Origin of the sequence: Mesorhizobium tianshanense (genome assembly GCF_007830515.1) — a bacterium.
Lineage (GTDB): Bacteria > Pseudomonadota > Alphaproteobacteria > Rhizobiales > Rhizobiaceae > Mesorhizobium > Mesorhizobium tianshanense.
On sequence record NZ_VLKT01000051.1, the window covers coordinates 26,788 to 50,073 of the forward strand.

The following is a 23,286-nucleotide window of genomic DNA, read 5'->3' on the forward strand; positions in this document are numbered from 1 at the left end:
TCGCCGTGATACCTGATCAAGCACAGGCAACACCGCTGCTCAGCGTGCAGGGCCTCACCAAGCATTTTCCCGCTCGCAATGGCCGCATAGTCCATGCCGTTGAGGATGTCAGCTTCGACGTCAGACGCGGCTCGACCGTGGGGCTGGTCGGCGAGTCTGGCTCCGGCAAAACCACTGCCGGGCGCGCCATCCTCAGATTGGTCGAGCCGACCGCAGGCAAGGCGCTGTTCGACGGCGTCGACCTCTTTTCGCTGTCCGCGCGCGAAATGCGCACCTACCGGCAAAAGCTGCAGATCGTGTTCCAGGATCCGTTCTCCAGCCTCAACCCGCGCATGCGCATTGCCGCCATCATTGGCGAGGCACTCGACGCGCGCGGCTTTGCGCGAGGAAAACGTCGCGCCGACAGGGTCGCCGAACTGCTGGCGCTGGTCGGCCTGTCGCCGGATCACGCCTCGCGCTATCCGCACGAATTCTCCGGCGGCCAGCGGCAGCGCATCGGCATCGCGCGCGCTCTTGCCGTCGAGCCGGAATTCATCGTCGCCGACGAGCCGGTCTCGGCGCTCGACGTGTCGGTGCAGGCGCAGGTGCTCAACCTGCTCGGTGAGCTGCAAAAGCGGCTTGGCCTGACGCTCCTGTTCATCGCGCACGATCTCTCGGTGGTTGAATACCTCTGCGACGAAGTGGTGGTGATGTATCTCGGTCGCGTCATGGAGCGTGGCCCGCGCCGTCTCCTCTACGCCGCGCCGCGACATCCCTATACCAAGGCGTTGCTGGCGACTGCACCGGTGCCCGACCCGACCCGCCGACGCACCCGCGTCGCCTTGCATGGCGACATTCCAAGCCCGATAGACCCGCCTTCCGGCTGCGTCTTCCGCACCCGCTGTCCGGAGGCGATTGCCGCCTGCGCCGGGATGATCCCGCCCCTTGACCATGTCGGCGGCGGGCATCATGTGGCCTGCATCCGGCACAACGACAAAACGATCTGACTGGAGTTTGTATATGACTTTTTCCGAACTCAAGAAGCGTCCGGAAAGCACGCCCTACGACCGGCTTGCAGCGCTTGGAATAACGCTGCCCGAGGCACCGTCACCGATCGCAAATTTTGTCACGCATGTGCAGGAGGGCAAGCTGTTGTTTCTATCCGGGCAGGGGCCATACGAGGCCGACGGCCGCTGCTACACCGGCAAGGTCGGCGCCGACGTGACGGTCGATCAGGCCTATGCCCATGCGCGGCTGACTGGCATCAACCTCATTGCCGTCATGCACGCAGCGCTCGGCGATCTGCGCCGTGTGCGGCGCGTGGTGAAACTGTTCGGCATGGTCAACGCCACGCCGGATTTTGCCGATCACCCCGCGGTCATCAACGGCTGCTCGGACCTGCTCATCGATGTTTTTGGCGAGCGCGGCATCCACGCCCGCTCTGCGGTCGGCCATGGTTCGCTGCCGGGAAGGATCAGCGTCGAGATCGAAGCCGTCATTGCCATCGATCGATCAGACCACGAATAGCTGGAGCACAAGACCATGCCTGTCGACGATATCCGCAGCCACTTGGGCCTTCGGCCCGTAATCAATGTTTCGGGCACGATGACCTCGCTCGGTGCCTCCATTGTCGTTCCCGCGGCTGTCGAGGCGGTGTCCGGCATTCTCACCGAGTTTGTCGAAATCGCCGATCTGCATCGCAAGGCCAGCACGGTGATCGCCGAATTGACGGGCGCGGAGGCCGGTTTCATCACCGCTTCCTGTTCCGCCGCAATCAGCCTAGCTGTAGCGGCTAGCATGACCGGCCCCGACCTCGCCGCGATCGAACGGCTACCGGATGCTACCGGCCTGAAAGACGAGGTCGTCATCCAGTCCGGTCATATGGTCAGTTATGGCGCGCCGATCGAACAAGCGATCCGTCTCGCCGGCGCCAAGGTCGTGCCGGTCGGTCAGGCGACCAGCGCCTCGGCGTATCAGCTCGCCGGCGCCATCACGGAGCGCACTGCTGCCGCAGTCTATGTCGTATCGCACCATGTCGTGGAGTACGGGCAAATCCCGCTGAAGATCTTCGTTGAAGGCGCCCACGCACGGGGCGTCCCGGTCATCGTCGACGCGGCGTCCGAATATGATCTGACGGGCCTCCTCGCCAGCGGGGCCGATCTGGTGCTGCATTCGGGTCACAAATTCCTGGGTGGCCCGACATCCGGTATCGTGGCAGGCTCGAAGGCGCGGGTGCGCGACGTCTATTTGCAAAACCGCGGCATCGGCCGCGGCATGAAAGTTGGGAAGGAAGGCATCGTTGGCGCGCTCGCTGCTCTCCAGGCCTGGAAAACCCGCGACCATGACGGCATTCGCAAACGGGAACGCCGAGCGCTGGATTGCTGGGCGGAAGCACTCGAGGGGCGGCCCGGAGTCACCGTCGCCATCGTACCCGACCCGACCAGCAATCCGCTCGATCGCTTGAAGGTGTCGGTCGCTGCGGCCGATGCCCGTATCACGGCCTGGGATCTGGCCGACCGGCTGGCCACCGGCAGCCGGCCGGTGATCGTCCGCGATCACGAAGTCGAGCACGGTTATTTCTTCCTCGATCCGTGCAACTTGCATCCGGACGAAGAATTGGTCGTAGCGTTTCGGCTTGCCGAGGAACTTGATGCCGCAAGCATGTCGAATGCGATCATCGCCACACCGCTGACCGAGCGTCTCATGGCCCGCGAAGCCGCGATCCTCAACTGGCCGGATTGAGAGGGGCTGTGGTAAATGCCCCTGCTGCCCTACAGTGCACGCGATAATCGATGCTGGGAATGCCATGCCAACGACAGCGACCGACCTGGATCTGAATCCCGCCGAAGGCGCGCGAGAACCCCGCCGCTCGCGCACCAGCGGTATCGATCGCGCGCTGCAAATACTCGACTATCTGCAAAAGAAGGGGCGGCCAGCCACTGCATATGAGATTGCGCATGATATCGGCGCGCCGCTGTCGACCATCTACGTCATTGTCGATGATCTGGTCGAGAAGGAACTGCTGGACCGCAAGGATGGCGGCCTGCTTTGGCTCGGCCCGCGGCTTTACCAGTACGGTCTGACTTATGCTCGCACGCTGGACCTGCTCAACGTAGCGACGCAGGAGATGCACGAGTTGGCGCAGAGTTCGAAAGAGACAATCCAGCTATGCGGACGTGACGGTGACCATATGGTCGTGCTTGCTATGGAAGAAGGCAAAGATCACTTTCAGGTCACGTCTCGCGTCGGTACCCGCACACCCCTGAACTGGACAGCGTCTGGCCGGCTGCTCGTCGGCCACTTGCCGGAAGCCGAACGCCGCGCCATTTTCGCCCGATCTGCGATCGCCTCTCCGACCGGACGTGCCGAGACCGACAAGGATGTGCTCGCACGAGCGGCCGCGGCGGCGCTGGAGAAGGGTTTATCGATCCAGGCCGGCGAATCGGACTTCTCCGTTGCCTGCATCGCGGCTCCCATCCGTGACAACCAGGGGGCCTGTCGTGCGACGATCTCGATCGTCGTCCCTGACGTGAAGTTGAAGCAGGAAAATCCCGATCTGATAACGATGGTCAAGAAAAGTGCTCGCCGCATCGAGTCGCGACTCGGGTGGCGTGCCGACCGGCCATGACGGCCGTCCCTTCGATTGCTGCGAACGTTTCTGGAAAACCTTTGCCGATACAACGTTCGCTCAGCGCTCTCTATTGAGATGCGCCGCAGTGTTCGAGCCAGGCCTCTTCTCGCCTCCGTTTACCAACTTCAGATAATCATCTGGTGGATGTCCGTTGCGTTAACCGTTTGGTAACCCTCCGAACTCGAAAGTCAGAAAGCAGTGGCTCCTTTAGCCCCGATAAATGTTAGGGCTGATCGCAGCGAGACAAAGGAGAAAAGACCGGGATGGCCACGGTATTGAACGCCAAGGGCGTTCCACTCCCCTACAGCGGGTCCTCCGTAAAGTGGTACTCGGCGACGAATTCCGGCCCAACCCTTTATGGCAGCCTCTACAACGACTCGATCTACGGCGACGGCAACGTCACCGTCACAATGTATGGCCGCAAGGGCGACGACATTTATTATCTGTATTCCTCGAAAAACAAGGCGGTCGAGCTGCCTAACGAGGGTGTCGATACCATCTCGACCTGGATGAGCTATACGCTCCCAGCCAATTTCGAGAACCTGACGGTCACGGGCGACAAACGCTATGCTTTCGGAAACGAGCTAAACAACATCATTACCGGCGGCTCCGGCCAACAGACGATCGACGGCTTACAGGGCGATGACGTTCTCAAGGGCGGATCCGGGGCGGATATTTTCGTCGTCACCGAAGGTAACGGCAGTGACCTGATCCTTGACTTTCGCGCCGAAGATAGCGTGCGCGTCGGGAGCTACGGCTTCACCTCCTTCGAGGAGGTGCGTGCCAACATGGTCCAGTCGGGAGCCAACGTCCGACTTAATCTGTCCGATGACGAGTTTCTCGTCTTCGCCAACAAGACCATCGGCGAGTTCACCGCAAGTCAGTTCAAGCTGGCCGTGGACAGGTCGGAGTTGGAACTTACATTTTCGGATGAGTTCGACACGCTGAACCTGTGGAATGGCACGAGCGGCACCTGGGACTCGAACTTCCCGTGGGGAGCCGCCAACGGCAGCTCGATCACCACCGCCAACGAGCTTCAATGGTACATCGATACCGACTACGCCCCGACGAGCTCCGTCAACCCATTCAGCGTTGAGGACGGTGTTCTCACGATTACTGCCGCCCAGGCTCCCGCGGCGATCCGGCCCTACATAAACAATTACCAATACACGTCAGGTGTGCTGACGACCTACGAATCCTTCACGCAGACCTACGGCTATTTCGAGATTCGAGCCGATATGCCCGAAACAAAAGGTGTATGGCCGGCCTTCTGGCTTCTTCCGGCGGACGGCTCCTGGCCACCGGAACTGGATGTCATAGAGATGTTCGGCCAGGATCCGAACAAGCTCATTTTGACGGCTCACTCGAACGCGACGGGAACTCATACGAAAGTCGGCTCGACTGCCTATACCGCGGATACCGAAGGTTTCCACACATACGGGGTGCTGTGGACAGAAGACGAACTCGTCTGGTATTTCGACGACGTCGAAGTTGCACGTGCCGCAACGCCTGCCGACATGCACGATCCGATGTATATGGTGGTGAATATGGGGGTTGGTGGCCTCGCGGGAGCGCCCGCCGATGGGCTTGCGACGCCTGCAGAAATGCAGATCGACTACATCCATGCCTATGCGTTGAACGATTGGGTTATCTAAGCGAAATACCCGACGGTGGGTGCGGCACGGACACGTTCGGCATCAGGCCTGATTTCGGGCGCGATCGTTGCCGCCTGAGACTGAACTGGGACTGATGTGAGGGCGATGTCGCTTCCCCATCCATCCGAGCCGCAGCGAACAACCCTCGCGGCGGTTCTGGCTTCCTTCCGGCGAGCGTTGGCGGGAATTGCATTGATGAGCGGCGTCGTCAATGTTCTGGCACTGACCGGCTCGTTCTTCATGCTGCAGGTCTACGATCGCGTCATACCTGGCCGTAGTTTGCCGACGCTCGTCGGGCTTGCCGTGTTTGCCGGCACACTGTTTGTTTTTCAGGGCGTTCTCGAGCTCATCCGGTCGCGGTTGCTCGTGCGTATAGGAATGGCCCTGGACGCGCAATTGAGCGGACAGGCCTATACCGCCCTTATGCATTTGCCGTTGCGCACCAAGCTCGCGGGCGACGGCCTTCAGTCACTACGCGATCTGGACCAGGTGCGGTCGTTTCTGTCGAGCCCGGGCCCGATCGCGCTTTTCGACCTGCCGTGGATGCCGCTCTATCTGGCAATCTGCTTTCTGTTCCACTTCTGGATCGGGATGACGGCACTGGCCGGCGCAGTCATACTCTTCAGCCTGACGTTGTTTGCCGAAGCGCGCACAAGAGAGCCTGCGAGACGGGCCAACGGCCAGGCCGCAGCGCGCAACACGCTTGCCGAGGCCACGCGTCGCAATGCCGAGGTCCTGCAGGCGATGGGCTTTGGCACGCGCATCGCCGAGCGCTGGTCCAGCGTCAACGCCGATTATCTGAACACGAACGCGAAAGCCAGCGATCTGGCTGGGACCCTGGGAACGCTCTCGAAGGTCCTGCGCATGATGCTGCAGTCGGGCATCCTGGCGATTGGCGCTTACCTGGTCATTCATCAGGAAGCCACAGCCGGGATCATGATCGCCAGCTCGATCATGATGAGCCGGGCGCTCGCACCGATCGAACTGGCTATCGCCCACTGGAAGGGCTTCGTCACCGCGCGCCAGGCATGGGCCCGGCTGACGCAGCTTTTGGCACTGCTTCCCAAAACCACAACAAGTGTCTCGCTAGCGGCGCCTATATCTGCTCTTGCGGTCGAAGGCCTCAGCGTCACGCCGCCGGGCGAGCCCCGTGTGGTCGTGCAAGACGTCACCTTTGCATTGGAAAAAGGCGCCGGCCTCGGCATCGTCGGACCAAGCGCTTCGGGTAAATCATCGCTCGTGCGTGCGATTGCCGGCATATGGCTCCCAGTCCGCGGAACCGTCAGGCTGGATGGCGCAACGCTCGATCAATGGTCGCCGGAAGAACTGGGCAACCATCTCGGCTATCTGCCGCAGGACGTGCAACTGTTCGACGGCACCATTGCCGAAAACATCGCGCGCTTCGAACCGCAAGCGCCATCGGACAAGATACTCGAGGCTGCGCGAGCAGCCGGCGTTCATGATCTCGTCACCCATCTACCGGAGGGCTACGAGACGCGGGTTGGCGAGGCCGGGTCGGCGCTTTCGGCTGGCCAGAGGCAGCGGGTTGCGCTCGCCCGGGCGCTCTATGGCGACCCGTTCCTGGTCATCCTCGATGAGCCGAATTCCAACCTTGACGCGGAAGGCGAAGCCGCCTTGACGGAAGCAATCCAGGGTGTGCGTGCCCGCGGCGGCATTGCCGTCGTGGTGGCACATCGGCCGAGCGCGCTTGCAAGCCTGGATCAGATCCTGGTCATGGCAAATGGCCGGATCCAAGTGTTTGGCCCGAAGAATGATGTCTTGAACAAGGTAACCCGTCCGGGAGGCGTTCCTCTGAAGGTCGTCTCTGGTCCTGAAGGATCTGCATCCTGATGGCACAACGCACTGCATCCGCGATTGACCGGACCATTCGGCGCTATCTGCTTGCTGGGGTCGCAGTCTGCATCCTTCTGATTGGCGGCGTGGGAAGCTTGGCCGCCGTCACCGAGATCTCCGGGGCCGTGATTGCCTCGGGAAAGCTGGTCGTCGATTCCAGCGTCAAGAAGGTACAGCATCCGACGGGCGGCGTTGTCGGTGAAATCTTGATCCGAGAAGGCGATGCCGTAAAGGCGGGCCAAGTCTTGATCCGCCTTGATGAGACCGTCACTCGAGCCAATCTGGCGATCGTCACGAAGAGCCTGGACGAATTCGAGGCCCGTTTGGCGCGCCTCGAGGCCGAGCGTGGTGGCACCGACACCATCGTCTTTCCATCTTCGCTGACCTCGCGGCAGGACGATCCCGAGATCGGTGGTGCGATGGCCGGCGAACAGTCGTTGTTCGAATTTCGCCGGCAGGCGCGCGCTGGCCAGAAGGCTCAGTTGACAGAGCGTATCGCTCAGCTCGCCGAAGAAGTCTCCGGCTTGACCGAGCAAAGAGATGCCAAAAGCCGGGAAATCGAGTTGATCGGGTTTGAACTTGAGGGGATGCGCAAACTCTGGCAACGCAAGCTGGTTTCAATTGACCGCATAACTGCACTTGAGCGCGATGCCGTCCGGCTCGAAGGCGAACACGGGCAACTGACTGCGTCCATAGCGCAATCGAAGGGCCGTACATCCGAAATCCGTTTGCAGATCATTCAGATCGATCAGGATTTGCGAAGCGAAGTGGCGACCGAACTGCGTGAGGTCCAGGCAAAGATTTCTGAATTCGTCGAGCGCAAGGTTTCGGCCGAAGATCAGCTCAAGCGGATCGATATACGCAGTCCGCAGACCGGCGTCGTTCATCAGCTCGGTGTGCACACAGTCGGTGGTGTTATCTCTCCCGGAGAGCTCATCATGCTCATTGTGCCGGTCACCGACGACCTGACCGTTGAGGCGCGTGTGGACCCGCAAGATATCGATCAGCTGGCGCCAAGGCAGAACGCAACCTTGCGGCTTTCGGCCTTCAACCAGCGGATAACGCCAGAGCTGGATGGAGTGGTGCGTGAGATTTCCCCGGATCTCAGTATCGATGAGCAAAGCGGCGCCAGCTTCTATACTGTGCGTCTCAGCCTGCCACGCACCGAACTTACGCGGCTGAAAGGCCTGGTCCTGGCGCCAGGCATGCCTGTCGAAGTATTCTTTTCGACCGGCAGCCGCACGATGTTGTCCTATCTCGTAAAACCTCTGACCGATCAGATCCAGCGGGCATTCAGAGAAGAGTGAGTTGCGTCTCGATTTCGATCTGATGACGGTCCGCCTCTGCAGAGAGCGGACCTTCCTCATCAATGCGCCCTATGCTCCAGGCGTGACAGGAATACGGTTGTCGAACTCGGAAATTTTGAAGTTGAAGAGGGTTGGAAAGACGACTGAGCCCTCGACTGCCTTGCTGTCTCGCGTGCTGTTCGAATGCGTCGCCGAAAATCTCTTGGTTACCCGAGAGAGTAGCCCGAGTACGAACTGTGAAGGAGGGACAGTATTTGTCTGAACCGGACGCTTTGCACCCAATCGCGTTCGATCAGCACGGTCAGGTCATCCGTGGAAATCGGATAGGTGATTTCGCCGTGGCGGTCCTTTAGAAGCCGCCGATGATGGCCTCGCATTCCTTGTCGAGTTCCTTCGGTTCGTAGTGCGCACGCTGCGTGAAGCGCCCGATGCGATCGGCGACATAGCGGACCATTAGGAGGTTCCACCCTGGTCGAGTTTGCGGCGGAAGGCGACCATTGCCTCGGATACCTGTTTTTGCGAAAGGTTTTTATCTCGTACGTCGTCGGGAAACCGACCGGCGAGATAGTACAGCCAGTCGCGGTCGATGCCGAGGACGTCGGCGAATTGCTGGACAATGCGATCCGAAGACGGGCTGCGACGATCATGTTCGATGTCGTTGAGATATAGCGATGAGATCGGTTCCTTATCCTCGCGTAACACACGTGCATACGCGGAATCAGCGTAAAGGAGAACCGACCATTTTGGTCAAGAGGTTGCCTACTGTAAATCATTATGAAATATCCGCACTTACCGCGGATTCACTGAAACGATTTTCCATGTTCTCGCAAATCATGTTGAAAAATCCGTGCCAAGCGCGGATAATTAGACATGGTACACGATCAACGTTCAGCCCTGTCTTCCTATATGGCCGGCCTGCTAGCCGCCGGGCGGCTGGTCTTTACCGGTGGCGAGGCTGCGGAGGCCCTCGGCGTCGGACGGGGCGCGTTCCTGGACGCCGCTGAGCGCCTCCAACGACGCCGCCATCTCCTGAACCCGCGGCAGGACTTCTACGTCGTCGTGCCGCCGCAGTTCGCCTCGTGGGGTGCACCGCCGCCGCCTTGGTACATCGACGCGCTCATGCGCCATACCGGCGAGCCCTACTATGTCGGGCTCCTCAAGGCGGCAGAACTGCATGGCGCGACACACCAGGCGGTGATGGAATTCCAGGTCGTTACCGGCAAGCGCCTTTCCAAAATAAGGGCGGGCCGCAACCTGATCGCTTTCTACTACCGCAAAGACATGGCCGCGGTCGCCGACGGCATCGAAGACCGGAAGACGGACACTGGCACGATGCGCGTGTCCGGCGCCGCGCTGACCGCGCTCGATCTCCTGCGCTACCCTCGCGCGGCAGGCGGCCTCGACAATGTGGCGACTGTCCTCGCCGACCTCGCGGAGAAAATCGACGATCACCAACTGGGCGCATTGTCAGCCGCCGCCGAACGCCCCATCGTCCAGCGGCTTGGCTACTTGCTTGATCGACTCGGACATGGGGAGCGAGCCTCCGCGATGCACTCCGGGCTTATGGAGCGCGGCGCAGTCAGGTGGACGGAGCTCGACAGCAAGGAAACGGCCGATCCGGATTTCGCACCGCCGATACAGGAGCGCAACAAACGCTGGCGTGTCATCGTACGGCGCATACCGGAGTTGGATGAATGATCCCCGCGCAGAACATCGTCGCTTGGGGGGCGCTCGTCCCATGGGCCGACCAGCGCCAAGTCGAACAGGACCTCATAATCAGTCGGGCTATCGTCGCCATCTTCGATGATCCGTTCCTGCATGAAGCACTTCGTTTTCGGGGCGGCACCGCCCTCAACAAACTGCATTTCCCGTCACCTCTGCGTTACTCGGAGGATATTGATCTGGTGCGCACGCAGATCGGGCCGATGGGGCAGGTACTCGACGCCTTGCGCGCCGTGCTTCAGCCTTGGCTGGGTAAAGCAAACTATGATCCCAGCGTTGTCGCCCCAAAACTCCGCTTCCGCGTCGAGGCGGAAGATGGAAGCGGCGTGCCAATACGCCTCAAGGTGGAAACCAATACCAGCGAGACTGAAGCTTTCGACACTCCGCTTGCGTTGCCGTTCTCAGTCGACAGTCCGTGGTTTGCGGGCACGACGACAGTGCCGACCTTCTCGCGCGAGGAGATGCTGGCAACCAAACTGCGCGCCCTGCTTCAGCGCGACAAGGGCCGCGATCTGTACGACCTCGATCACGCGCTCGGCGCGTTTGACGAGGTAGATGTCGCCAAGGTGGTCGATTATTTCGGGCGGTATGTTGCCCTGTCGGGCCAGGCGATCTCCCGGGCCCAGGCGCAGGAACGCATGTTCGGCAAACTCGCCAAACCGCGACTCCTCCTCGACATGAGACCTCTCTTGCCGGCTGCACAGGCCGACGCCCTGACCGATGCCTCAACGCTCGTCTCCTTCCAAAATGTCTACGACAACTTCATCGAGCGGCTTCCCGGCCAGCCCTGGGCGCGCGCCGACGAAATGAAAGAACGCTTCGGGCTTGCGACTTGACCGCCTTTCAGCGTCCCTTTGGCTCGGGCTGGGCACAATCGATCAACACATCGAGAGCGGCGGGCCGGTCGGCGCTAGCGGAGCAATGGTGGCAGCTCGACTAGGAGGTCGCGCCGGTCGGCGCGCTTCCCTCACCGGCTTTGGTCCAGCGCCAACGACATTTTGAAGCTCGTCGCACCACGGAGAACGGCAAGGCAACATGGCATATCCGAATGCCCTGCCGCGCCTAGGGCATTCAATTCCCGTATGGGCTAATTGCTCTTCAATCGGCCGACGCGATTTTCGGCGATCCAGCGGGCGGCGAGCACCAGCGCGCCCATGCTGAAATCCTTGCCGTGCTTGGCCACCATTTCTTCCGACAGTCTGGCGAGCCGTTCGAAAAACTCGTCCTTGCTCTCGTCCTCGGGAGTGGGTGCGGTTTGCATTTCTTCCTCCTGTCTCTTGCGGGTCTGCTTGCGTTATTTGAACATCTGCGCGGGAAAGGTGACGATCGCGGCGGTGCCGTCGACGGCGCCCACCGCCAGATGCCGTCCGTCGCCGGACCAGGCAAGCGCGGTCACCGCGCCGCCCAAGGGCCTGACGAGGAGTTCGCCCGACGCGCCGATCTGGGCGATGCTGATTCGGCCGTTGGCGTAGCCGGCCGCGATGAGTTTCTTCTCTGGGTGCGCCGCCACTGTTTCGATCAAAACCAGCCCGGTGCGACCCGTCTCCAGCGCGCCAGACTTTTTGTCGCCAAGGGGAGGGGCGTTCATCGACCAGCCGGCGATCCGGAATGCGCCCGATGCGAACAGCGCATTGTCCGGCAGGCTCCAGCACACCGTGCGGACCGGCGATGGAAATCCTGCGACAATGTCAGTCCGGCCATCGGCCACGCTGACCAGGGCAAAACCCCCGGCTTCGAGCCCGCAGGCCAGCCATGTGCCGTCGCCACTCCAGCGGATCGATACCGGGCGCGCCGAAAAGGACACCTCGCGTATCGGGGTGGCGTCGCCGTCGATCGCCCAGATCGATAGTCCATTGTCCCGGCCGCCGGCCAGGCGCCGCCCATCTGGCGAAAAGGCGAGAGCCTCAGTAGGCTGTGTCGCTCCATGTCGCAATCTTACCGCATCGTCTCGGTTGCGCGACAGGAAGACGTCCTGGCCGTTGCTGACGGCCGTCGCCGCCGCCTTGGCACTATGGTCGATGGCGACGACCGGCCCATCGATCTTGACCAGCGTCTCCACAACATCTCCACCCGCAGTCAGATGCACGGCTTCGCCGCCCGCCGTTCCGACGAGGAAGTCGGACCGAAGATAGCTGGCGAGCGGGACGTCTCCATCCCCCAACGCAACGGTGGCGATCAATGGTGCTGGTGGCTTCTCCCGCGGGCGGATCGTCGTCTGGCCGAGATCGCCGCTCACCCTGATCCGCGACTCGGGCGGCTCCTGGTCGGCTACCGCAGCGATGGCGACCGTTCCGTCCACGCAGGTGAATGCAACAGCCGAGCCATCAATGCTGAAGCACAGATCGGCGATCGCCGAGGCGCGATGCCAGCTTCGCGCCAGAAGGTCGAACAAGGTCAGGTTCTGTATCGCGTGCTGGTTCATGACCATTCCCTTCGTCAGTTATCCTCGGTCGCCGCGAGGCTGCGGTCGACGTCCTCGACGTCGCTCTCTGCGGCGACGATGCGCTGCTCGCACGCCGCGCATGCCAGCATGGCCGCCGCGGCTCTCTCCTGCGCCTCACGCAAGTCCTGCACCAGTTGCGCGCTGGCGGCGCTCCTGCCGATTTCAAGCTCCAGGCGCAGCACATCCATCTCGACACCGGCACGTTTCTGATTGAGCCGCAGCGCCTCGGCAGTGAGCGTCGAAACATTGGCGACGAGCGCCAGCCGCCGGGCGAGCAGCGCGTCACGATCGGCAATCTGATGCATCGGATCCTCCGTCATTCTTCGCTTCCAGGTACCGATCCCGGCGGCTTTTCGAAAGCCGACAGCAATCCGGGCAACGTGCCGGACTGCGATTGGAATTGCTTTTCGGCCGTTTCGATGTGGCTTTTGAGCTGATCCCAGATGTCGACCCGGATCATCGATGTCGTGTCGCCGGTGAGGCGTTCGATCTCGTCGACGCGGAACTGGCGCGACAGCGAAACACCCGAAAACACGAATTCGCGCAGCAGGATCGCATGGTTCTCGATGAACAGATGGATCATCGGATGCGTCTCCGTGGTGATGCCGCTGGCGGCAAGCTCGGTCCGGATGAAGTCCTGGAAGTGGCTCTGCAGGCGGTACTGGCTCTCGCCCATGAAGCGCATGACGAAGACCAGGTCGCGGGGCATCAGCCTGACAAGATCGCCGGTGACGCCGTCGGCCTGGCTCGACATTGGCTCCGGTGGGCAACGGCTGTCCTTGTCGTTGGGCATCGTCTCTCTTCAGCGTTGGGCCCATTCATGGGCTGTTGCGCTCAAATAGTATAGGAAGATGGTGAATTGAATAGATGGAATGTATTTTTGAATATGCTGCGAGTGCTAAGCAATATGTTGCAACTGCGAAATAAATGTAAATATTACATGTGTAATTTACAACTGTAAAAGAACGTTACGGTTGGCTGTATTTTCAGATGTCGAAAATGGCTTCGTTTTTCCTTGAGTGCCGACGGCAGGCAGTATTTTCAATCTGGCACGGCGCTTGCTTTGTTCATTTTCACAAGAAGCCCATCGCGCTTTGACGCGGTGCCAAAAGAACGAAGGAACGGAGGAAGCAGGGACAAGTCACGTCCGCTTCGATACGCCCATCGCGAGTGCGGTTGGCGCCGCGGTCCCTGCCCTCGAAAACCTTTGCCACGATCCACTTGAATGGCCGGACCATGAGTCGCGCCTGAATGCGCAACCCTTTGTCATGCCGTTCGCACTCTCACTGGCGGTGCTGTGCGCCGCCTCATGCCGGGGTCAAGGGACCTGCGGCTCAAACCTGGTGGAGGCTTATGACCATGACGTCTCTGACGCTCAACAAGATTACCTCGCAACGCGGCATCTCTGTCGGCGAGGCAACCAAGAAGATTGCCGATCTCGGCTGGAATCCTTCCTACGTCCAGGAAGCGATGACCTTTCCGACGGACTACAAGATCAACAAGACGCCGCGCGACCCGATGAAGCAGGTCCTGCGGTCCTACTTTCCGATGCAGGAAGAGAAGGACAATCGTGTCTACGGCGCGCTGGATGCGGCGTTGCGTGGCGACATGTTCCGCAACGTGGAGCCGCGCTGGGTCGAGTGGATGAAACTCTTCCTCGCGATCATTCCGTTCCCGGAAATTTCCGCTGCCCGCTCGATGGCGATGGTCGCCCGGATCGCGCCGGGCGAGGAGCTCAGGACCGGCTTCACCATGCAGATGATCGACGAGTTCCGTCACTCGACGATCCAGATGAACCTGAAGAAATGGTACATGGAAAACTACATCGATCCGGCCGGCTTCGACATCACCGAGGAAGCCTTCGGAAAATGCTACGCCACGACCATCGGCCGGCAGTTCGCCGAAGGCTTCATCACCGGCGATACGATGACCGCCGCCTGCATGTACCTGACCGTGGTGGCCGAGACCGCCTTCACCAACACGCTGTTCGTCGCCATGCCCTCGGAGGCCGCCCGCAATGGCGACTACGCGCTGCCCACCGTCTTTTTGTCGGTGCAGTCCGACGAGAGCCGGCACATCGGCAATGGCCACTCGCTGCTGATGGCGGCGCTCAAGGAGCCGGAAAACCACCTCTTGCTCGAGCGCGACCTGCGCTACGCCTTCTGGCAGAACCACGCCATCGTCGATGCGGCCATCGGCACCTTCATCGAATACGGCACCACCAACCGCGACAAGAACAAGGAGTCTTACGCGGAAATGTGGCACCGCTGGATCTATGAGGACTACTATCGCACCTACATGCTGCCGCTTGAGAAATATGGCATCAAGGTCCATCACGACGACGTCCAGGCGGCCTGGGAACGCATCACCAAGAAGAACTACGTCCACAAGGTCGGACAGTTCTTCGCGGTCGGCTGGCCGGTCAATTTCTGGCGCATCGAAGCCCAGACCGACAAGGACTTCGAATGGTTCGAGCACAAGTATCCGGGCTGGTACGCCGAGTTCGGCGATTTCTGGAAATGGTACGCCAAGCTCAGCCACAAGGGCGAGAAGGTGCTGCTGTTCAACAGTGACGTCGGCTACGTCTATCCGCACCGCTGCTGGTCCTGCCTCGTTCCCTGCCTGATCCGCGAGGACATGGTTGTCGGCGAGATCGACGGCCAGCTGCACACCTTCGCCCACGAACTCGACAAGTGGACCGCGACCGTGGCCTTCGCCGACGAGTATCAAGGACGTCCGACGCCCGCGATGGGCCGCTTCAGCGGCAAGCGCGAGTGGGAGACGCTCTATGACGGCTGGGATCTGGCCGATGCCATCAAGGACCTGAACTTCGTCCGCTCCGACGGCAAGACGCTGGTCCCGCAGCCGCATATGCGCTTCGACGACAAGGAGATGTGGACGCTGGACGACGTTCGCGGCAACACGCTCGGATCGCCGCTCAACGCGCTGCGTGCCATGTCGCCCGCGGACCGTGAGAAGCATCTGGCGGAATACCGGGCCGGTTTCACGATCAATCCCTGCAACTGATCAGCCAAGGGGGGCGGGTTCGTCCCGCCCCTTCCTTTCACTGGAGGCCCGTATGTCGGAAACCCACACGGTCAGGCTCAGCCCGGTCGGCGTCGAATTCGACGTCGAGCATGGCGAAACGGTGCTCAACGCTGCTTTCCGCCAGGGCATCGCCCTGCCGCACGGTTGCAAGGAAGGGCAATGCTCGGCCTGCAAAAGCGTGTTGCTCGAAGGCGAAGTCGACATGCTCAAATACTCGACCTTCGCGCTGAACGACATGGAGAAGGAGAGCGGCCACGTCCTTTTGTGCCGCTGCATCGCCTACTCCGACCTGGAAGTCGAGCTTCTCAACTACGACGAGGAGATTCTGGCGAAAGCGATCGCCGTGAAGACGTTCAAGGGCCGGATTGCTCGGATCGAGCACCTGACCCACGACATTCGCGGCATCGAGATCGAACTCGGCTCGCCGATAAAGTTCTGGGCGGGGCAATATGTCGACATCACGGTTACCACGCAAAAAGGGGAGACGATTACGCGCTCGTTCTCCATGGCAAATACGCCGGACCAAACCCAAAAACTCTGCTTCATCATCAAAAAATACCCTGAGGGAAAATTCTCCGGAGAACTCGATTCCGGAGGAATCAAGGTCGGAGCCGAAGTCACCGTCGTCGGACCCTATGGAACCTGTTTCCGCCGGGAAGAACGGCAAGGACCCCTAGTCCTGGTCGGCGCCGGCTCGGGCATGTCGCCGATCTGGTCGATCCTCAACGACCATCTCAACAGCGGCGAGAAACGTCCGGTCTACTTCTTCTACGGTGCCAGGACGCGCAACGACCTGTTCTATCTCGACAGGATCGCCGAGCTGATCGGCCAGCATTCGGATGTCACTTTCATTCCCGTGCTTTCGCACGCGGCTGATGACGCCGAATGGCAAGGCGAGCGCGGCTTCGTACACCAGAGTGTCGACGCCAAGCTCAAGCAATTGGCGGTCGACGGGCAGGGCGATGTCCATGCCTGTGGCCCGCCACCGATGATCGATGCGCTTCAGCCGGTTCTGTTCATGAACGGCTTCGAGACGGAGCGGATCTTCTTCGACAAGTTCACCACATCGGCAGGTGCTACGCCGACCCACTAGGGGGGGCCGCGCAACTGCAACCACAAATGCAACAAGGGAGTGAAGACTATGCCAGCTACCTCGAGTTCAGTCGGTTCCGGAGCCGCCGGCGCGGCGACCTTTGCCGACTCCGACAGCCGGAAGTACCGGTATTTCGACCCGAAGGGCCAGCGCGCCACGCACTACGAAGACATGACGGTCGACGTACAGCCTGACCCGGAGCGTTACCTGATCCAGGACTGGATCATCTCCTTTGCCGACGGCAAGGGCGCTTATGTCAAGCAGAACACCGCCGCGCAGAGCTCCAACTGGCATGCCTTCCGCGCCCCCGATCAGGAGTGGGAACGCACGCACTACCAGCGCCAGTCGAAAATCGAGACGATGGTGCAGAGCGTCATCAACAATGCCCGCAAGTCGGGGGCGCCGAAGACCTTCGACAAGGCCTGGGTCAAGATCCTGCAGACGCAGCTCGGCGCCTGGAAACACGCCGAATTCGGGCTCGGCACCTCGCTGATGCAGGCGCAGCGTTACGGCTACACCCAGATGATCAACAACGCGACGCTGACCAACTCGTCCTACAAGCTGCGGCTTGCCCAGGACATCACGCTCTACCTTGCCGAAATCGGCATGGACTTGCCCGGCTGGGACGACGAACTTGGCAAGAAGGCATGGCTCGAGGACACGAACTGGCAAGGTACCCGCGAAGCGGTCGAGACCATCATGGGCGCGACCGACTATCTCGAACAGTATTTTGCCATCAACATCATCTTCGAGCCGCTGGTTGGAGAAGTATTCCGCTCAGGTTTCCTGATGCAGATCGCCGCCGCCAATCATGACTTCATCACGCCTGCAGTAATCTCGGCCGCCGAAGCCGACTATGAGCGCAACCTCGCCAACACGATCGACCTCATGTACTTGCTCGCCAACGACGAGAAACACGGCGTGGCGAACAAGAAGCTTTTCCAGGGCTGGGTCAAGAAGCACAGCGCGCTCGCCGACAAGGCAGCCATCGGCCTTCAGCCGATCTGGTCGATGCCGCATTCCAAGCCGGTAGCGTTCGCGGATGTCCGCGCCAAATCCGAAGAACGGATTGGCCAGATACTCGGCGAACTCGGCCTCAAGCGCTGACAAAGGGAGAAATCGTCATGTCAACTGCAGCACGCGACGCATCGCAATCCAACATCTTCAGGTCGATGAAGGACATCACCTTCGAACAGACGATTTCGCATCAGTGCGGCGTCACCATGAACGACTCGGTGGAAGCCAGGGCCATTGCTGAATTCATGGGCCAGAAGCCGGGGGTGACCATCACCTACCAGCCGGCACTGATCCGTATCGACGGTGACGGCAAGCTGATCTTCAAGATGGACGCGATCGGTGAATATCTCGGCCGCGAGATTTCGGCCGAGACCTTCGAGGTCAACACCTCCACCCACTACGGCCGCATGGTTCGCGTCGACGACAACACCGTGATCCTGTTCGGCAACATGGACGAGATGTTCGAATACATCGAATAGACGCCAAAAAATCAGGCGCGCCGCCTGGTTGCGGCGCGCAGCCCGATCAACGCAATCAGTGCTGAGGGAACCATGTTTATCACACCGGAAGGCAAGGAAATCTTCGTGGTCGACGGCCACACCCATTTCTGGGACGGCAGCCCCGAGAACCAGAAGAATATCCATGGCAAGCAGTTCATCGAGTGCTTCTACGCCTATCACACGGGGCTGAGCCCCAAGGAACAGCTGTGGGAGAAGAGCAAGTTCGAAAAGTACAGCGCCGACGATCTCTATCGCGACCTGTTCGTCAATGGCCCTGATGATGTGGCGATCGTGCAGTCGACCTATCTCAAGGATTTCTACAAAAACGGCTTCAACACGATCGAGCGCAATGCCGAGGTGGCCAAGCGCTATCCGGAGCGTTTCATCGTCAACGGCGCCTTCGATCCGCGCGACGGTGAGAAGGCGCTCGAGTACATCCACTTCCTCAAGGAGACCTACGACGTCAAGGGCGTGAAGATGTACACGGCCGAATGGAACGGCGCTTCCAAGGGCTGGAAGCTCACCGACCCCGATGCCTACAAATGCTTCGAACTCTGCGACAAGCTCGGCATCAGGAATATCCACGTCCACAAGGGGCCGACCATCATCCCGCTCAGCAAGGACGCCTTCGACGTGCATGACGTCGACCATGCAGCGACCGATTTCCAGAACCTCAACTGGATTGTCGAGCATTGCGGCCTGCCGCGCCTCGACGATTTCTGCTGGATCGCGACGCAGGAGACCAACGTCTATGGCGGGCTGGCGGTGGCGCTGCCGTTCATCCATTCGCGCCCGCGCTATTTCGGCGAGGTCATCGCCGAACTGCTGTTCTGGATCGGGCCGGAGAAAATCCTGTTCGGTTCCGACTACGCGATCTGGACGCCGCGCTGGCTGGTCGAGAAGTTCTGGGCCTACCAGATTCCCGAGGATATCGCGGCAGAACGCGGCGTGCAGCTGACCGACGAGATCAAGGAGAAGATCCTCGGCCTCAATGCCGCGCGTCTCTACAACATCGACATCGAAGCCAAGAAGGCGGCGCTCGCCAGTTCGCCCTTCAGCATCGCGGCGGAGTAGGAGCCATGGCAACCGCCAGCGTTTCCGGCAGCCGCGAGAACGAACTCTGGCGGCGCCTTGGTGAAGTCAACGACCCGGAACTCGACGAACCGATTACCGAGATGGGCTTCGTCGAGCGGGCCGAGATGGCGAGCAATGGCAGTGTGGACATCGACTTCCGCCTGCCGACCTACTGGTGCTCGCCCAACTTCGCTTTCCTTATGCTGGACGGCGTCCGCAAGGCGCTCGACCAGCTCTCATGGTCGCCGGCCTATCGCGTCAAGCTGCACGACCATATGTTCGCCGAAGAGGTCAATCGCGGCATGGAGGCCGGCAAGACTTTCGTCGACATATTCGCCGAGCTTGCCGAGGATCAGGATCTCGGCGCTTTGCGCGAAACCTTCAGGCTGAAGGCATTCAAGCGGCGCCAGGAGGCCGTGCTGCGCGGCTTCCGGCAGCACGGCCTGACCGACCGGGAAATCCTCGGCATGGACCTGCCGGCATACGACGTCGCGCGGTTCGAAACGGGCGAAGCGGCCAACCAGAAGCCGAGGTACCGGGCGGCTCTGCTTGAGCGCTTTCCCGACCGCAGGGCGGATGCCCCTGTCTTCGTGACATGGGAAGGGCAGCGCATACCAACCGGCGCGCTCAGCGCACATCTCGCCGAGTTGCGCAGTGTGCGTATCAACATGGAGTTCAACGGCGCGCTTTGTCGTGGGCTCAAACAGACCAGATACAAGGAACTGGGTGTGGTCGACGGCGAACCGACGCTGGTCGATTTCATCATGGATCGCGTGCCGCCAAGAGCCGCGCCAACCGTCTGAAGCAGAGCTGACAGCAACGGCCTCCCTCGCACGAGGCCCCTAACCAACAACCCGCCCGTAAGGCGGAAGGAGGAATCATGCCCAAGATAATGCTCCACAATTCCGACGCGCGTCGTGCTCTTGCTCGCGGCGTCTTTCGGTTGGCCGCCGCCGTCGAGCCGACGCTCGGCCCCAAAGGCATGAACGCCATGATCGACCGGCCAATCGGCACCCCGATGGTGACCCGCGACGGCGTCAGCATCGCTTCCGAGATCGAGTTGCACGACCGTTTCGAGAACATGGGCGCGCAGGTCGTGCGCGAAGTGTCGATGCAGACCAACGAGGTCGCCGGCGACGGCACCACGACTGCCATCGTGCTCGCGAACGCGCTCATCCAGGGCGGCATCGAAGCCAATGAGCGCGGCGCGAAATCCGTTGATTTGTGCAAGGGTATCGACCTTGCCGTGACGGCGGTGGTGGCGGCGCTCAAGGCTTCGGCCAAGCCGGCCAAGGGCAACGGCATTCTCGCTTCGGTCGCCAACATCGCGGCGACCGATGCCAAGCTTGGCGCGCTGGTGGCGGAAGCCCATCAGCGGGTAGGGGCCGAAGGCGTCATCACCACCGACTTCAGTGTGACCACCCAGACCACGCTTGATGTGGTCGAGGGCATGTCCTTCGAACGCGGCTATCTCTCGCACCATATGGTCACCGATCAGGAGAAGATGGAGGCGGTTCTCGAACGACCCTACATCCTGATGACCGATCTCAAGATCAAGGAGCCCGAGGCGCTGGATGCGGCTCGCCGCATTGCCGACGAGGATGGTCGGCCGCTGCTGATCGTGTCGGAGGAAATGTCGCCGGAAGTGGTGGTGACGCTGCTCGGCAAGCAGGGGCCTGGAAAATACCTCGTCGTCCATCCGCCCGAATACGGCCATTGGCGCAAGGCGATGATGGAGGATCTGGCGATCATCACCGGCGGCAAGGTGATCGCCCGCGATCTCGGGGGCCGGCTGGAGGACATCACCGCCGACGATCTTGGAACGGCTGACCGGGTGAAGACCAGTTCGTCCTACACCTCGATCATTCGCGGCGGCGGCGACCATGCGGCAATCGCATCGCGCCGCGCCCAGGTGCAGCGGCAGTATGAAGCCTCGCCGCCGAACATCGATCAGGACAAGTTGCGCGAACGCCTGGCCAAGCTTTCTGGCGGCACCGCGATACTCTATGCCGGCGGTGTCACGCCGGTCGAGCAGAAGCGAACCATACAGCTCATCGAGGATTCGCTGAATGCGGTGCGCGCCGCTTCAGAAGAGGGCGTGGTCGCCGGCGGCGGCTCCGCACTCGCCCAGATCGCACCGCTGCTCGACAAGGTGGCGGCGGGCGTCGAGGGAGATGTCGCAGAAGGCGTGCGCCTGGTGCGGTCGGTGCTGTCGAGGCCGCTCTGGCGTATCGCCGCCAATGCCGGCGCCGATCCTGAAGCAGTCGTGGCGGAAGTCACGCGCATCAATGGCGGCTACGGCTACAACGCATCTGCCGGCAGCTACCAGAACATGTTCGAGGCTGGGATCATCGATCCGGTCCGCGTCACCTATACGGCACTCGCCAACGCCGCTTCGGTGGCAACGCTGATCCTGACCACCGAAACGCTGATTGGCCATCTCGCCGAGGACGAGGACCCGACGGCCGGACCGGCGCGCGGCGGCGGCTCTGAAAAGCTCGGCCGCGCCTGAAATTTGAACAATCTCGACGTTGAAAGGATACGACGATGAAAGCTGCCAGACTTTACGAATACGACCCGCGCATGAACGTCCAGCTCAAGATCGAGGAAGTCGCGGCGCCGACGATCACGGCCCCCGACGAGGTAATCGTGCGGGTCGGTGCCGCCGGCCTCTGCCGCACCGACCTGCACATCATCGAGGGGGTTTGGAAGCCGACCATGGATCCGGAAGGTACGCTCCTGCCTTACATCATGGGCCACGAGAATGCGGGTTGGGTGGAGGAGGTCGGCAGCGGCGTCAGATCGGTCAAACGCGGCGACGCCGTGATCTGTCATCCCTTCCGCTCATGCGGTATCTGCCTCAACTGCCGACACGGCGAGGATATGTACTGCGACAACGGCCAGTTTCCCGGGCTTGGCATGAATGGCGGCTTCGCCGAATATTTCATCACCAGCGAGCGCTCGCTGATCAAGCTGAATGCCAATGTCACCCCAATCGAAGTGGCGCCGCTGGCCGACGCCGGCATCACTGCCTACCGCGCCGCCAAGCGGGCGGCGAAGCTCTTGAGGCCAGGGAGTTACTGCGTCCTACTCGGCATAGGCGGGCTCGGCCATATCGCGCTGCAGTCCCTGCATGCGATTTCGGGCTGCCGTATCATCGCCGTCGATCGCGAGCCGGCGGCGCGGCTGCTCGCCAAGGATCTCGGCGCCGACTTCGTCCTCGATGGCGGGCCGAATGTCGTCGAGGAGGTCAGCCAGATCACCGGCGGCGGCGCCCATGTGGTCATCGATTTCGTCGGCGAACTCGGTGTCGAGAACATCTGCTGGAAGATGGTGCGCAAGGGCGGCCAACTGTTCGTCGTCGGCTATGGCGGCACCGTCACCGTGCCGACCGCTCATCTGGTCATCGAGGAGATCAACATCGGCGGCAGCCTGGTCGGCAATTTCACCGAACTTGTCGAACTGATGGAGCTGAACGCCGACGGCAAGGTGAAGATGCACTACACCGAATACAATCTCGCCAACATCAATACCGCGCTCGACGACTTCAAGAACCGGCGGTTCACCGGCCGTGGCGTCATCGTACCATAAAATTGCCCTGACCCGCTGCGGGCGAGCTCGCGCCGAACGCCAGAATTCCTCCCACCCATGGCGCAAATGCCATGGGTTTCGTTGTGTGTGCCGAGCATGATCGACAGCTTGGAGGTGTAAGTCCTCTACCCAGCCTGATGGCGGCGAAGGGTTAGCGAAGCGCAAGGGCGTCGTCGCAAGGCGGGGTCTGAAGGAAGCGTGGAGCAAACCCGCGACCCGATGGACAAGAACCGGATACGAGGCCTACCCGGCCGGACGAGCGGGCACATGACCGCGAAGTCCATGGTCATCAAGGACCGGGGTGGTAAATCCGGCGGGTGTGCGGGGAAGGCGGTCGATCTTACCTCGGGAGATCTGTGCCGTGTCCGGAAT

The 23,286-nt window shown here is 61.1% G+C and carries 22 protein-coding genes; 17 read left to right on the forward strand and 5 right to left on the reverse strand.

The annotated features are described in order from the left end of the window. Positions 1-5: 5 nt before the first annotated feature. From IQ26_RS30405 to IQ26_RS30435, 7 genes are all read left to right on the forward strand, one after another. The gene (locus IQ26_RS30405) at positions 6-986 is read left to right on the forward strand and encodes an ABC transporter ATP-binding protein (protein ID WP_240547303.1); all 981 of its coding nucleotides are present in this window, start codon (positions 6-8) and stop codon (positions 984-986) included. 13 nt (positions 987-999) lie between these two features. Beyond that, positions 1,000-1,506: a RidA family protein gene (locus tag IQ26_RS30410; RefSeq protein WP_145722093.1), complete on the forward strand. Its 507-nt coding sequence runs from the start codon at positions 1,000-1,002 to the stop codon at positions 1,504-1,506. Between the two features lie 15 nt (positions 1,507-1,521). After that, positions 1,522-2,721: an aminotransferase class V-fold PLP-dependent enzyme gene (locus IQ26_RS30415; protein WP_145722094.1), complete on the forward strand. Its 1,200-nt coding sequence runs from the start codon at positions 1,522-1,524 to the stop codon at positions 2,719-2,721. A gap of 64 nt (positions 2,722-2,785) precedes the next feature. After that, on the forward strand, positions 2,786-3,607 hold the full coding sequence (locus tag IQ26_RS30420; RefSeq protein WP_145722095.1) for an IclR family transcriptional regulator: 822 nt from the start codon (positions 2,786-2,788) through the stop codon (positions 3,605-3,607). 266 nt (positions 3,608-3,873) lie between these two features. Then, positions 3,874-5,265 (forward strand): endo-1,3-1,4-beta-glycanase EglC, encoded by a 1,392-nt coding sequence (eglC, locus tag IQ26_RS30425; RefSeq protein ID WP_145722097.1) that lies wholly within the window; start codon positions 3,874-3,876, stop codon positions 5,263-5,265. A gap of 105 nt (positions 5,266-5,370) precedes the next feature. Beyond that, positions 5,371-7,116, forward strand: a complete 1,746-nt coding sequence (locus IQ26_RS30430; RefSeq protein ID WP_145722098.1) for a type I secretion system permease/ATPase — start codon at positions 5,371-5,373, stop codon at positions 7,114-7,116. Then, entirely contained in the window at positions 7,116-8,426 is a 1,311-nt protein-coding gene (locus IQ26_RS30435) for an HlyD family type I secretion periplasmic adaptor subunit (protein ID WP_145722099.1), read from the forward strand. Before IQ26_RS30430 ends, IQ26_RS30435 begins: the two co-directional genes overlap by 1 nt. A 453-nt stretch (positions 8,427-8,879) precedes the next feature. Here IQ26_RS30435 and IQ26_RS30440 read toward each other — a convergent pair whose 3' ends face one another. Continuing rightward, on the reverse strand, positions 8,880-9,128 hold the full coding sequence (locus tag IQ26_RS30440; protein ID WP_145722100.1) for a helix-turn-helix domain-containing protein: 249 nt from the start codon (positions 9,126-9,128) through the stop codon (positions 8,880-8,882). A 168-nt stretch (positions 9,129-9,296) separates the two neighbouring features. On the opposite strand from IQ26_RS30440, the gene IQ26_RS30445 reads away from it, so the two are divergent. Both IQ26_RS30445 and IQ26_RS30450 read left to right on the forward strand, forming a co-directional pair. Next, positions 9,297-10,124 (forward strand): type IV toxin-antitoxin system AbiEi family antitoxin domain-containing protein, encoded by an 828-nt coding sequence (locus IQ26_RS30445; protein WP_145722101.1) that lies wholly within the window; start codon positions 9,297-9,299, stop codon positions 10,122-10,124. Continuing rightward, on the forward strand, positions 10,121-10,984 hold the full coding sequence (locus tag IQ26_RS30450) for a nucleotidyl transferase AbiEii/AbiGii toxin family protein (protein WP_145722102.1): 864 nt from the start codon (positions 10,121-10,123) through the stop codon (positions 10,982-10,984). Before IQ26_RS30445 ends, IQ26_RS30450 begins: the two co-directional genes overlap by 4 nt. Before the next feature lie 251 nt (positions 10,985-11,235). Here the strand turns inward: IQ26_RS30450 and IQ26_RS39830 are convergent, their stop codons facing one another. From IQ26_RS39830 to IQ26_RS30465, 4 genes are read right to left on the reverse strand one after another with little or no spacing between them, the layout of a single operon-like run. After that, on the reverse strand, positions 11,236-11,409 hold the full coding sequence (locus tag IQ26_RS39830) for a hypothetical protein (RefSeq protein WP_167522717.1): 174 nt from the start codon (positions 11,407-11,409) through the stop codon (positions 11,236-11,238). 33 nt (positions 11,410-11,442) lie between these two features. Beyond that, positions 11,443-12,570 carry a WD40 repeat domain-containing protein gene (locus IQ26_RS30455; protein WP_145722103.1) on the reverse strand — a complete coding sequence of 376 codons (1,128 nt, stop codon included), beginning with the start codon at positions 12,568-12,570 and terminating at the stop codon, positions 11,443-11,445. Positions 12,571-12,584: 14 nt separating this feature from the next. Beyond that, a complete protein-coding gene (locus IQ26_RS30460; RefSeq protein WP_208760246.1) occupies positions 12,585-12,896 on the reverse strand; it encodes a hypothetical protein in 312 nt (103 codons plus the stop codon). Between the two features lie 11 nt (positions 12,897-12,907). Continuing rightward, positions 12,908-13,384, reverse strand: coding sequence for a hypothetical protein (locus IQ26_RS30465; protein ID WP_145722105.1), 477 nt, complete (start codon positions 13,382-13,384; stop codon positions 12,908-12,910). 560 nt (positions 13,385-13,944) lie between these two features. On the opposite strand from IQ26_RS30465, the gene IQ26_RS30470 reads away from it, so the two are divergent. The 8 genes from IQ26_RS30470 (at position 13,945) to IQ26_RS30505 (ending at position 22,914) form a co-directional block, all read left to right on the forward strand. After that, positions 13,945-15,618, forward strand: a complete 1,674-nt coding sequence (locus tag IQ26_RS30470; protein WP_006206784.1) for an aromatic/alkene/methane monooxygenase hydroxylase/oxygenase subunit alpha — start codon at positions 13,945-13,947, stop codon at positions 15,616-15,618. Positions 15,619-15,670: 52 nt separating this feature from the next. Continuing rightward, on the forward strand, positions 15,671-16,732 hold the full coding sequence (locus IQ26_RS30475) for an NADH:ubiquinone reductase (Na(+)-transporting) subunit F (protein ID WP_145722106.1): 1,062 nt from the start codon (positions 15,671-15,673) through the stop codon (positions 16,730-16,732). 48 nt (positions 16,733-16,780) lie between these two features. Next, the gene (locus tag IQ26_RS30480) at positions 16,781-17,839 is read left to right on the forward strand and encodes an aromatic/alkene monooxygenase hydroxylase subunit beta (RefSeq protein WP_145722107.1); all 1,059 of its coding nucleotides are present in this window, start codon (positions 16,781-16,783) and stop codon (positions 17,837-17,839) included. A 17-nt stretch (positions 17,840-17,856) separates the two neighbouring features. Beyond that, on the forward strand, positions 17,857-18,228 hold the full coding sequence (locus tag IQ26_RS30485; protein WP_126039946.1) for an MmoB/DmpM family protein: 372 nt from the start codon (positions 17,857-17,859) through the stop codon (positions 18,226-18,228). A 72-nt stretch (positions 18,229-18,300) separates the two neighbouring features. Next, positions 18,301-19,323 (forward strand): amidohydrolase family protein, encoded by a 1,023-nt coding sequence (locus IQ26_RS30490; RefSeq protein WP_126039948.1) that lies wholly within the window; start codon positions 18,301-18,303, stop codon positions 19,321-19,323. Between the two features lie 5 nt (positions 19,324-19,328). Next, positions 19,329-20,126, forward strand: coding sequence for an iron-sulfur cluster assembly protein (locus tag IQ26_RS30495; RefSeq protein ID WP_145722108.1), 798 nt, complete (start codon positions 19,329-19,331; stop codon positions 20,124-20,126). A 77-nt stretch (positions 20,127-20,203) separates the two neighbouring features. Then, positions 20,204-21,835, forward strand: a complete 1,632-nt coding sequence (groEL, locus tag IQ26_RS30500; RefSeq protein WP_145722109.1) for a molecular chaperone GroEL — start codon at positions 20,204-20,206, stop codon at positions 21,833-21,835. Positions 21,836-21,870: 35 nt separating this feature from the next. Then, complete coding sequence (locus IQ26_RS30505; RefSeq protein WP_145722110.1) at positions 21,871-22,914, forward strand: NAD(P)-dependent alcohol dehydrogenase; 1,044 nt, start codon at positions 21,871-21,873, stop codon at positions 22,912-22,914. The last annotated feature ends 372 nt before the right edge of the window (positions 22,915-23,286 follow it).

Excerpts from the sequence above, each read along its gene's own strand:
- IQ26_RS30450 (WP_145722102.1), top strand. The coding sequence starts at position 10,121 with ATGATCCCCGCGCAGAACATCGTCGCTTGGGGGGCGCTCGTCCCATGG.
- IQ26_RS30445 (WP_145722101.1), top strand. The coding sequence starts at position 9,297 with ATGGTACACGATCAACGTTCAGCCCTGTCTTCCTATATGGCCGGCCTG.
- IQ26_RS30490 (WP_126039948.1), top strand. The coding sequence starts at position 18,301 with ATGTTTATCACACCGGAAGGCAAGGAAATCTTCGTGGTCGACGGCCAC.
- IQ26_RS30465 (WP_145722105.1), bottom strand. The coding sequence starts at position 13,384 with ATGCCCAACGACAAGGACAGCCGTTGCCCACCGGAGCCAATGTCGAGC.
- IQ26_RS30410 (WP_145722093.1), top strand. The coding sequence starts at position 1,000 with ATGACTTTTTCCGAACTCAAGAAGCGTCCGGAAAGCACGCCCTACGAC.
- IQ26_RS30480 (WP_145722107.1), top strand. The coding sequence starts at position 16,781 with ATGCCAGCTACCTCGAGTTCAGTCGGTTCCGGAGCCGCCGGCGCGGCG.
- IQ26_RS30455 (WP_145722103.1), bottom strand. The coding sequence starts at position 12,570 with ATGAACCAGCACGCGATACAGAACCTGACCTTGTTCGACCTTCTGGCG.
- IQ26_RS39830 (WP_167522717.1), bottom strand. The coding sequence starts at position 11,409 with ATGCAAACCGCACCCACTCCCGAGGACGAGAGCAAGGACGAGTTTTTC.
- IQ26_RS30460 (WP_208760246.1), bottom strand. The coding sequence starts at position 12,896 with ATGCATCAGATTGCCGATCGTGACGCGCTGCTCGCCCGGCGGCTGGCG.
- IQ26_RS30495 (WP_145722108.1), top strand. The coding sequence starts at position 19,329 with ATGGCAACCGCCAGCGTTTCCGGCAGCCGCGAGAACGAACTCTGGCGG.
- IQ26_RS30415 (WP_145722094.1), top strand. The coding sequence starts at position 1,522 with ATGCCTGTCGACGATATCCGCAGCCACTTGGGCCTTCGGCCCGTAATC.
- groEL (WP_145722109.1), top strand. The coding sequence starts at position 20,204 with ATGCCCAAGATAATGCTCCACAATTCCGACGCGCGTCGTGCTCTTGCT.
- IQ26_RS30470 (WP_006206784.1), top strand. The coding sequence starts at position 13,945 with ATGACCATGACGTCTCTGACGCTCAACAAGATTACCTCGCAACGCGGC.
- IQ26_RS30485 (WP_126039946.1), top strand. The coding sequence starts at position 17,857 with ATGTCAACTGCAGCACGCGACGCATCGCAATCCAACATCTTCAGGTCG.
- IQ26_RS30435 (WP_145722099.1), top strand. The coding sequence starts at position 7,116 with ATGGCACAACGCACTGCATCCGCGATTGACCGGACCATTCGGCGCTAT.
- IQ26_RS30475 (WP_145722106.1), top strand. The coding sequence starts at position 15,671 with ATGTCGGAAACCCACACGGTCAGGCTCAGCCCGGTCGGCGTCGAATTC.
- IQ26_RS30420 (WP_145722095.1), top strand. The coding sequence starts at position 2,786 with ATGCCAACGACAGCGACCGACCTGGATCTGAATCCCGCCGAAGGCGCG.
- IQ26_RS30430 (WP_145722098.1), top strand. The coding sequence starts at position 5,371 with ATGTCGCTTCCCCATCCATCCGAGCCGCAGCGAACAACCCTCGCGGCG.
- eglC (WP_145722097.1), top strand. The coding sequence starts at position 3,874 with ATGGCCACGGTATTGAACGCCAAGGGCGTTCCACTCCCCTACAGCGGG.
- IQ26_RS30505 (WP_145722110.1), top strand. The coding sequence starts at position 21,871 with ATGAAAGCTGCCAGACTTTACGAATACGACCCGCGCATGAACGTCCAG.